This window comes from Citrobacter sp. (assembly GCF_050252275.1).
In the GTDB taxonomy this organism is placed as follows: Bacteria; Pseudomonadota; Gammaproteobacteria; order Enterobacterales; family Enterobacteriaceae; genus Citrobacter_A; species Citrobacter_A amalonaticus.
The window spans coordinates 1-6914 of sequence record NZ_JBFWLF010000245.1 but is presented as its reverse complement, the minus strand read 5'-3'; the positions used below and the strand labels follow the sequence as shown (position 1 = coordinate 6914).

Here is a 6914-nt window from a genome sequence, read left to right as displayed (position 1 = left end):
ACTGGATCAACTGTTGCTGGTCGCGCCATAGAGTGTCATCAACCTGATAATAATTTAGCATGACCGGACGCCCGCGTTTAAGAAACGTCAGCCAGTCCGGGGACTGTTGCACGCAATACTGTACGCTTTGCTCACAGGCACGCAGATAGAGCTCCCCATTGGCAACCATCGCAAAGACGGTATTCCTGATTGTCAGACTGTAACTGCCAAACAGTGAGCGGAAGTGGATCGTCCCCAGAGAAGATAAATATTCCTGTGATTTATAGATCCTGTCATAGGAGTGAATTTTCATAAAATTCCCTTTTAAATCATAAACTAAAAGAATGATTTGCCGTCACGAATCCGTTAATGACGAAAATAGGCAACTTATTCTCAAGGGGCAAGCTGAATTTCGTTTTTACCGCTACCATGAATAAAAATTGCGAGTCTCTTTCCGAAAATAAAGTTGATCTTTCACGACATCAGGGTTACTGTACATCCATACAGTAACTCACAGGGCTGGATTGATTATGTACACTTCAGGCTACGCAAATCGTTCTCCGTCATTCTCTTCCACATCGAACACGATGGCGCGCGTCTCTTCCGAGAAAGTGTCCACAGGGCTTATCAGCGAAGTGGTCTACCGCGAAGACCAGCCCATGATGACGCAGTTACTGCTGTTACCGCTTCTTCAGCAGTTAGGACAGCAATCGCGCTGGCAGCTCTGGCTGACACCACAACAGAAGCTGAGCCGTGAATGGGTTCAGTCTGCCGGGCTTCCGCTAACTAAAGTGATGCAAATTAACCAACTGTCCCCCTGCCATACGCTGGAATCAATGGTTCGTGCATTGCGCACGGGCAACTACAGCGTGGTAATTGGCTGGCTGACAGAAGAATTAACAGAAGAAGAACATGCTGAATTGGTTAAGGCGGCAGATGAAGGAAATGCGATGGGATTTATCATGCGTCCCGTGAATGCGCACACTCATGCCAGGAGACAGCAAACCGGGCTAAAAATTCACTCAAATTTGTATCATTGAGTAAATTTAGGATTTATCCTGGAATTTTTTTTCCTCCTCGACCTTCACATTGAGGACTAACGTTTTTTTTCTGTGAACGCTTGGCGCACGCGGTTCCCGCGAAATCTGGCGATAAATTCTGATGCGCCAAATGTTAAATATTATGTATACAAGTTTTTTTTTTTCATATGCCTGACAGAGTTCACACTTGTAAGTTTTCAACTACGTTGTAGACTTTACATCGCCAGGGGTGCTCGGCGTAAGCCGCAGATATCGGTAGAGTAACTATTGAACTACTCCCCCGGTGAAGGATTTAACCGTGTTATCTCGTTGGAGATATTCATGGCGTATTTTGGATGATAACGAGGCGCAAAAAATGAAAAAGACAGCTATCGCGATTGCAGTGGCACTGGCTGGTTTCGCTACCGTAGCGCAGGCCGCTCCGAAAGATAACACCTGGTACACTGGTGCTAAACTGGGCTGGTCCCAGTACCATGACACTGGTTTCATCAACAACAACGGTCCGACCCACGAAAACCAACTGGGTGCCGGTGCGTTCGGTGGTTACCAGGTTAACCCGTATGTTGGCTTTGAAATGGGTTACGACTGGTTAGGTCGTATGCCGTACAAAGGCGACAACATCAACGGCGCTTACAAAGCTCAGGGCGTTCAGCTGACCGCTAAACTGGGTTACCCAATCACTGACGATCTGGACATCTACACTCGTCTGGGTGGTATGGTATGGCGTGCAGACACCAAGGCTAACGAACCTGGTGGCGCTTCCTTTAAAGACCACGATACTGGCGTATCCCCAGTATTCGCAGGTGGTGTTGAGTACGCAATTACTCCTGAAATCGCTACCCGTCTGGAATACCAGTGGACCAACAACATCGGTGACGCTAACACCATCGGTACTCGTCCAGACAACGGTCTGCTGAGCGTAGGTGTTTCTTACCGTTTCGGTCAGCAGGAACAAGCTGCTCCGATCGTAGCGCCGGCGCCGGCTCCGGCTCCTGAAGTACAGACCAAACACTTCACTCTGAAGTCTGACGTTCTGTTCAACTTCAACAAAGCGACTCTGAAACCAGAAGGCCAGCAGGCTCTGGATCAGATGTACAGCCAGCTGAGCAACCTGGATCCGAAAGACGGTTCCGTAGTGGTTCTGGGCTTCACGGACCGCATCGGTTCTGACGCTTACAACCAGGGTCTGTCTGAGAAACGTGCTCAGTCTGTTGTTGATTACCTGATCTCTAAAGGTATCCCGGCTGACAAGATCTCCGCACGTGGTATGGGCGAATCCAACCCGGTTACTGGCAACACCTGTGACAACGTGAAAGCTCGCGCTGCACTGATCGACTGCCTGGCCCCGGATCGTCGCGTTGAGATCGAAGTTAAAGGCATCAAAGACGTTGTAACTCAGCCGCAGGCTTAAGTTTCCGTCTTATGAAAAAACCCCGCGCTGCGGGGTTTTTTTTGCTGTCAGCAAAACAGCTTTGATGAAAACCAGTCACTCTTTGCCTAACAGCGCCTGCAGATCCTGCTTTAGCGAAGACATCTTGTTAGCGTACTTCTCTTTATTCTCTGCATCTTCAATCAGCTGCACTACGGTCTCTGATAGCGTTTTGCCTCGCCGCTGTGCCAGCCCTGCCAGTCTCTGCCAGACAATAAATTCCAGATCGATAGATTTCTTTCGCGTGTGCTGATGCTCAGCATTGAAATGACGTTTACGCCGCGCGCGTATCGTCTGTTTCATGCGGTTTTGCAGCGCGGGACTCATATGTTCGTCAATCCAGAGATTGACCCGCACCGGTTCATTTTCCAGCGTAAGCAACAAATCCACGGCCTCCTGGGCTGCACTGGCCTCCACATAACGGGTTATTAATTCCCCTTCGCGATGCTTCTTCACCAGGTACTTCCACTTCCAACCGCTTTCAAGATTCTCAAGTTGTTGATATTTCATGGCGATCTCAATGTTACCGTGTCACTCCTATCAGAATATCAGCTTTTTTAGCATCTGAAGAAAAGAATCTTCAGGCTGTGAGCCACTCTGCAGCCTCCTGTGCGTTTGCCATCGCATTCCACGTGTGAAGCGCGGACGGTTACGCTATAATCGCGTCTTTTACAACAGACTAAAAAACATCAACTTTGACCATTACGAAACTTGCATGGCGTGATCTTGTCCCTGATACCGAAAGCTATCAGGAGATTTTTGCACAGCCACATGTCACTGAAGAAAACGACACATTACTGAGTGATACTCAACCACGTTTACAATTTGCCCTGGAGCAATTGTTACAGCCCAGAGCCTCATCCCCTTTCATGCTGGCCAAAGCACCCGAAGAGCTTGAGTATCTTAATCTTCTTGCCGATGCCGCACGTGCCTTGCAGCACAATGCCGGTCACCTGACGGGAGGTCATTACGAGATCTCTGGTCATACGATTCGCTATCGTGACGCTGAGCGGGAAGTGGATAATTTTTCTACCTTATCTCAGGTGGTGATTGCCGACTGGGTTGAGGCAGAGCAACTGTTTGGCTGCCTGCGTCAATTCAATGGCGACATCACGTTACAACCGGGACTGGTTCACCAGGCCAATGGCGGCGTGCTGGTTATCTCGCTGCGCACTCTGCTTGCACAACCTCTACTGTGGATGCGCCTGAAAGCGATTGTCAGCCGCGAACGCTTTGACTGGGTAGCCTTTGATGAATCACGTCCGCTACCAGTCTCTGTGCCGTCTATGCCGCTTAAACTGAAGGTGCTGTTAGTCGGTGAGCGCGAATCGCTGGCGGACTTCCAGGAGATGGAGCCCGAACTGGCCGAGCAGGCGATTTATAGCGAATTCGAAGATAACCTGCAGATTGTGGATGCAGAATCCATGACGCAGTGGTGCCAGTGGGTAACGTGGACCGCGAAACGTAATCAGTTGCCTTACCCGGCCCCCGACGCCTGGGAAGTGCTGGTTCGCGAAGCGGTGCGCTATACCGGCGAACAGGATACGTTACCGCTCAATCCGCTGTGGATCATCAGGCAGTTCACGGAAGTCGCGCCGCTGTGCGAAAGCGAAACCTGCAGCGGTGAACAACTTAGCCTGATGCTTGCTCAGAGAGCGTGGCGTGAAGGGTTCCTGGCTGAACGCATGCAGGATGAGATCCTCCAGGAACAGATTCTGATCGAAACCGAGGGTGAGCGCGTGGGTCAGATCAACGCCCTGTCGGTGATTGAGTTTCCGGGTCACCCTCGCGCCTTCGGTGAACCTTCTCGCATTAGTTGCGTCGTGCACATCGGCGATGGCGAGTTCACAGACATTGAGCGGAAAGCAGAACTTGGCGGTAATATTCATGCTAAGGGGATGATGATCATGCAGGCGTTCCTGATGTCGGAGCTCCAGCTCGAACAACAGCTCCCCTTCTCGGCTTCGCTCACGTTTGAACAGTCCTACAGTGAAGTCGATGGCGATAGCGCGTCCATGGCGGAACTGTGTGCGCTCATCAGCGCCCTGTCAGATGTGCCGGTAAATCAGAACATCGCTGTTACCGGGTCGGTCGATCAGTTCGGTCGAGCCCAGCCGGTTGGTGGTTTAAATGAAAAAATTGAAGGCTTCTTCGCGATTTGCCAACAGCGTGAACTGACGGGTAAGCAAGGGGTGATTATCCCTTCTTCTAACGTCAGACACCTGAGCCTGCAACCCGAACTGTTACAGGCCGTTGAAGAAGAGAAGTTCACTATATGGGCGGTAGATGACGTGACCGACGCATTACCGCTGCTGTTAAATCTGGTGTGGGATGGCGAAGGCCAGATGACGCTGATGCAGACTATCCAGGAGCGTATCGCCCAGGCGACGCAACAGGAAGGACGTCACCGTTTTCCATGGCCGCTGCGTTGGCTGAACGGCTTTTTTCCTAACTGATCGGACTTGTTCAGCGTACACGTGTTAGCTATCCTGCGTGCTTCAATAAAATAAGGCTTACAGAGAACATGGTAGATAAACGCGAATCCTATACAAAAGAAGACCTTCTTGCCTCTGGTCGCGGTGAGCTGTTTGGTGCGAAAGGCCCGCAGTTGCCTGCTCCTAACATGCTGATGATGGACCGTGTCGTCAAAATGACCGAAACGGGCGGCAACTTCGACAAAGGTTATGTTGAGGCAGAGCTGGATATTAATCCGGATCTTTGGTTCTTCGGATGCCACTTCATCGGTGATCCGGTCATGCCGGGTTGTCTGGGGCTGGACGCAATGTGGCAGTTGGTTGGATTCTACCTCGGCTGGCTCGGCGGCGAAGGCAAAGGCCGCGCGCTGGGCGTAGGCGAAGTGAAGTTCACCGGTCAGGTGTTGCCTTCTGCGAAGAAAGTGACCTACCGTATCCACTTCAAGCGCATCGTAAATCGCCGCCTGATCATGGGTCTGGCAGATGGTGAAGTGCTGGTGGATGGTCGTCTGATTTATACCGCAAACGATCTGAAAGTCGGGCTGTTCCAGGACACCTCTGCGTTCTGATGCCAACCGGGTGAATGACCAGATAGCGTCATTTATCACAGGTCATAAAAGGCGAAACCTCCGCACTGCGGAGGTTTCTTTTTAAAGAGACAGAATCAGGCCATTACCACCCTGTCAGCCATGGCTTCTCGCCAGCCTCCTAGCCAGTACGACCTCTGATTCAGCGTCTGATAGGGACACATTTCTTTTGAGCGTCCGGCAATACCGGCCTGATAACCACGTTGATGTGCCCGTTCCAGGCGATCTCGTTTTTGTCTCTTCATGCCTCGTTTCCCTCATACTTAATATCTGGTGGAAAAGATAACAGTGATTACGAAGTGTGCAATCACACTAAACGAATACCGCGAATCCCCGGTTCCGTCAATGCGCAAAATTCACACAGGTGTCATATTTGTGAGCTAGTGAAAAACTCGGTTGTACAAAAAATGTGAACCGGAACAAGTTCCTGGCCCCTCTTTATGGCCAAAAAAAAACCGCCTCAAACGCACGGTCTGAGACGGTTTTATTTACAAAATTTTAAACTACGGGATGCGCTTCAGTTCCTGAGCAATCGCCGCTGCTTCCTGACTCCAGACGTTCGCCAGCACTTTCACCATTTCATCGTAACCGTCCTGTGTCTGTACGGCTTCAATGTGGAACGGACGCTTAATGAGACGTCCCTGATGGTTTAGCAGCCACTCACCGCTGACCACCACTTTGCCATCATAACGACCGTGGAAGCCGGTGACCGTCACGTTGAGCGTGTCCTGCACGCTGCCTAACGGTTGAGACGCCACCACCCAACCCGGCAATTGTGCACTCAGATTGGCAACCAGCGTATTGCGCAACTGTTGATCCAGCGGGCTGGCCCACAGATTATTATTGGCGATCACGTACTGTACATCGCTGGTCTGATAGACCACGCCATTGCCGGCCAGATAATCCGGCACTGCAACTTGCTCGACCCACAGCAGACGGTTACCCTGGCTTGCGGTACTCTGCACGCCACCTTGCGCAACAGGAAGCTGGTAATAGCTTTTGTTATCCCCACTGGAACTGCACGATGTCAGCCAGAACGCCATCGCCACCACTAGCCACTTTTTCATTGTTTCGCCCTCTTCGGCTCTGGATCTTTCTTGTCCTTCGCTTCAAACACCAGCGCGTTACTCTTGTCATTCAGCGTTTTCAGCACCGGCTGTAGCTCGCGGAGCACCTGATCAAGACGTTGCATATCGGCCACCATCTTGTTGTAGGCTGCCGAACCCGGCTGGAAGCCCTGCATGCTGCGATTCAGTTCACGCAGAGTATTCTGCATATCTGCCGGCAGTTGTTGCATAGACTGACTGGACGTAATCTTGTTCTTGTTATCCAGTGTCGTTTGCAGATGTTTCATCGTGCGCTGGCTTTCACTCAACGTATTGGTGGCCTGCTCAATCATCGGGTT

8 protein-coding genes and 1 pseudogene are annotated in these 6914 nt (G+C 51.0%); 4 read left to right on the top strand and 5 right to left on the bottom strand.

Translation table 11 applies throughout. The features are described from left to right. Positions 1-292 (bottom strand): TfoX/Sxy family protein (locus AB7E14_RS18055; protein ID WP_428169753.1); only part of this gene is annotated, 292 nt, incomplete at its 3' end. Positions 293-509: 217 nt separating this feature from the next. Here AB7E14_RS18055 and sulA point away from each other — a divergent pair. Together sulA and ompA are read left to right on the top strand one after the other, a co-directional pair. Beyond that, positions 510-1019: an SOS-induced cell division inhibitor SulA gene (sulA, locus tag AB7E14_RS18050; protein ID WP_044256302.1), complete on the top strand. Its 510-nt coding sequence runs from the start codon at positions 510-512 to the stop codon at positions 1017-1019. Between the two features lie 355 nt (positions 1020-1374). Next, positions 1375-2430, top strand: a complete 1056-nt coding sequence (ompA, locus tag AB7E14_RS18045) for a porin OmpA (RefSeq protein ID WP_043001975.1) — start codon at positions 1375-1377, stop codon at positions 2428-2430. A 75-nt stretch (positions 2431-2505) separates the two neighbouring features. On the opposite strand, the gene matP is transcribed toward ompA, so the two are convergent. Next, complete coding sequence (gene matP, locus AB7E14_RS18040) at positions 2506-2958, bottom strand: macrodomain Ter protein MatP (protein WP_043001159.1); 453 nt, start codon at positions 2956-2958, stop codon at positions 2506-2508. 185 nt (positions 2959-3143) lie between these two features. Between matP and AB7E14_RS18035 the strand changes: the two genes are divergently transcribed. Further along, on the top strand, positions 3144-4904 hold the full coding sequence (locus tag AB7E14_RS18035) for an AAA family ATPase (protein ID WP_216081616.1): 1761 nt from the start codon (positions 3144-3146) through the stop codon (positions 4902-4904). Between the two features lie 68 nt (positions 4905-4972). Continuing rightward, on the top strand, positions 4973-5491 hold the full coding sequence (gene fabA / locus AB7E14_RS18030; RefSeq protein ID WP_013097260.1) for a bifunctional 3-hydroxydecanoyl-ACP dehydratase/trans-2-decenoyl-ACP isomerase: 519 nt from the start codon (positions 4973-4975) through the stop codon (positions 5489-5491). A gap of 95 nt (positions 5492-5586) precedes the next feature. Here fabA and rmf read toward each other — a convergent pair whose 3' ends face one another. The 3 genes and pseudogenes from rmf to AB7E14_RS18015 form a co-directional block, all read right to left on the bottom strand. Next, complete coding sequence (rmf, locus tag AB7E14_RS18025; protein WP_042320000.1) at positions 5587-5754, bottom strand: ribosome modulation factor; 168 nt, start codon at positions 5752-5754, stop codon at positions 5587-5589. 258 nt (positions 5755-6012) lie between these two features. Then, positions 6013-6576, bottom strand: a complete 564-nt coding sequence (pqiC, locus tag AB7E14_RS18020) for a membrane integrity-associated transporter subunit PqiC (RefSeq protein WP_316962185.1) — start codon at positions 6574-6576, stop codon at positions 6013-6015. Beyond that, a pseudogene (locus AB7E14_RS18015) lies at positions 6573-6914 on the bottom strand (intermembrane transport protein PqiB); the annotation flags it as partial. The pseudogene AB7E14_RS18015 and the gene pqiC, both read right to left, overlap by 4 nt.

Excerpts from the sequence above, each read along its gene's own strand:
- sulA (WP_044256302.1), top strand. The coding sequence starts at position 510 with ATGTACACTTCAGGCTACGCAAATCGTTCTCCGTCATTCTCTTCCACA.
- ompA (WP_043001975.1), top strand. The coding sequence starts at position 1,375 with ATGAAAAAGACAGCTATCGCGATTGCAGTGGCACTGGCTGGTTTCGCT.
- matP (WP_043001159.1), bottom strand. The coding sequence starts at position 2,958 with ATGAAATATCAACAACTTGAGAATCTTGAAAGCGGTTGGAAGTGGAAG.
- fabA (WP_013097260.1), top strand. The coding sequence starts at position 4,973 with ATGGTAGATAAACGCGAATCCTATACAAAAGAAGACCTTCTTGCCTCT.
- rmf (WP_042320000.1), bottom strand. The coding sequence starts at position 5,754 with ATGAAGAGACAAAAACGAGATCGCCTGGAACGGGCACATCAACGTGGT.
- pqiC (WP_316962185.1), bottom strand. The coding sequence starts at position 6,576 with ATGAAAAAGTGGCTAGTGGTGGCGATGGCGTTCTGGCTGACATCGTGC.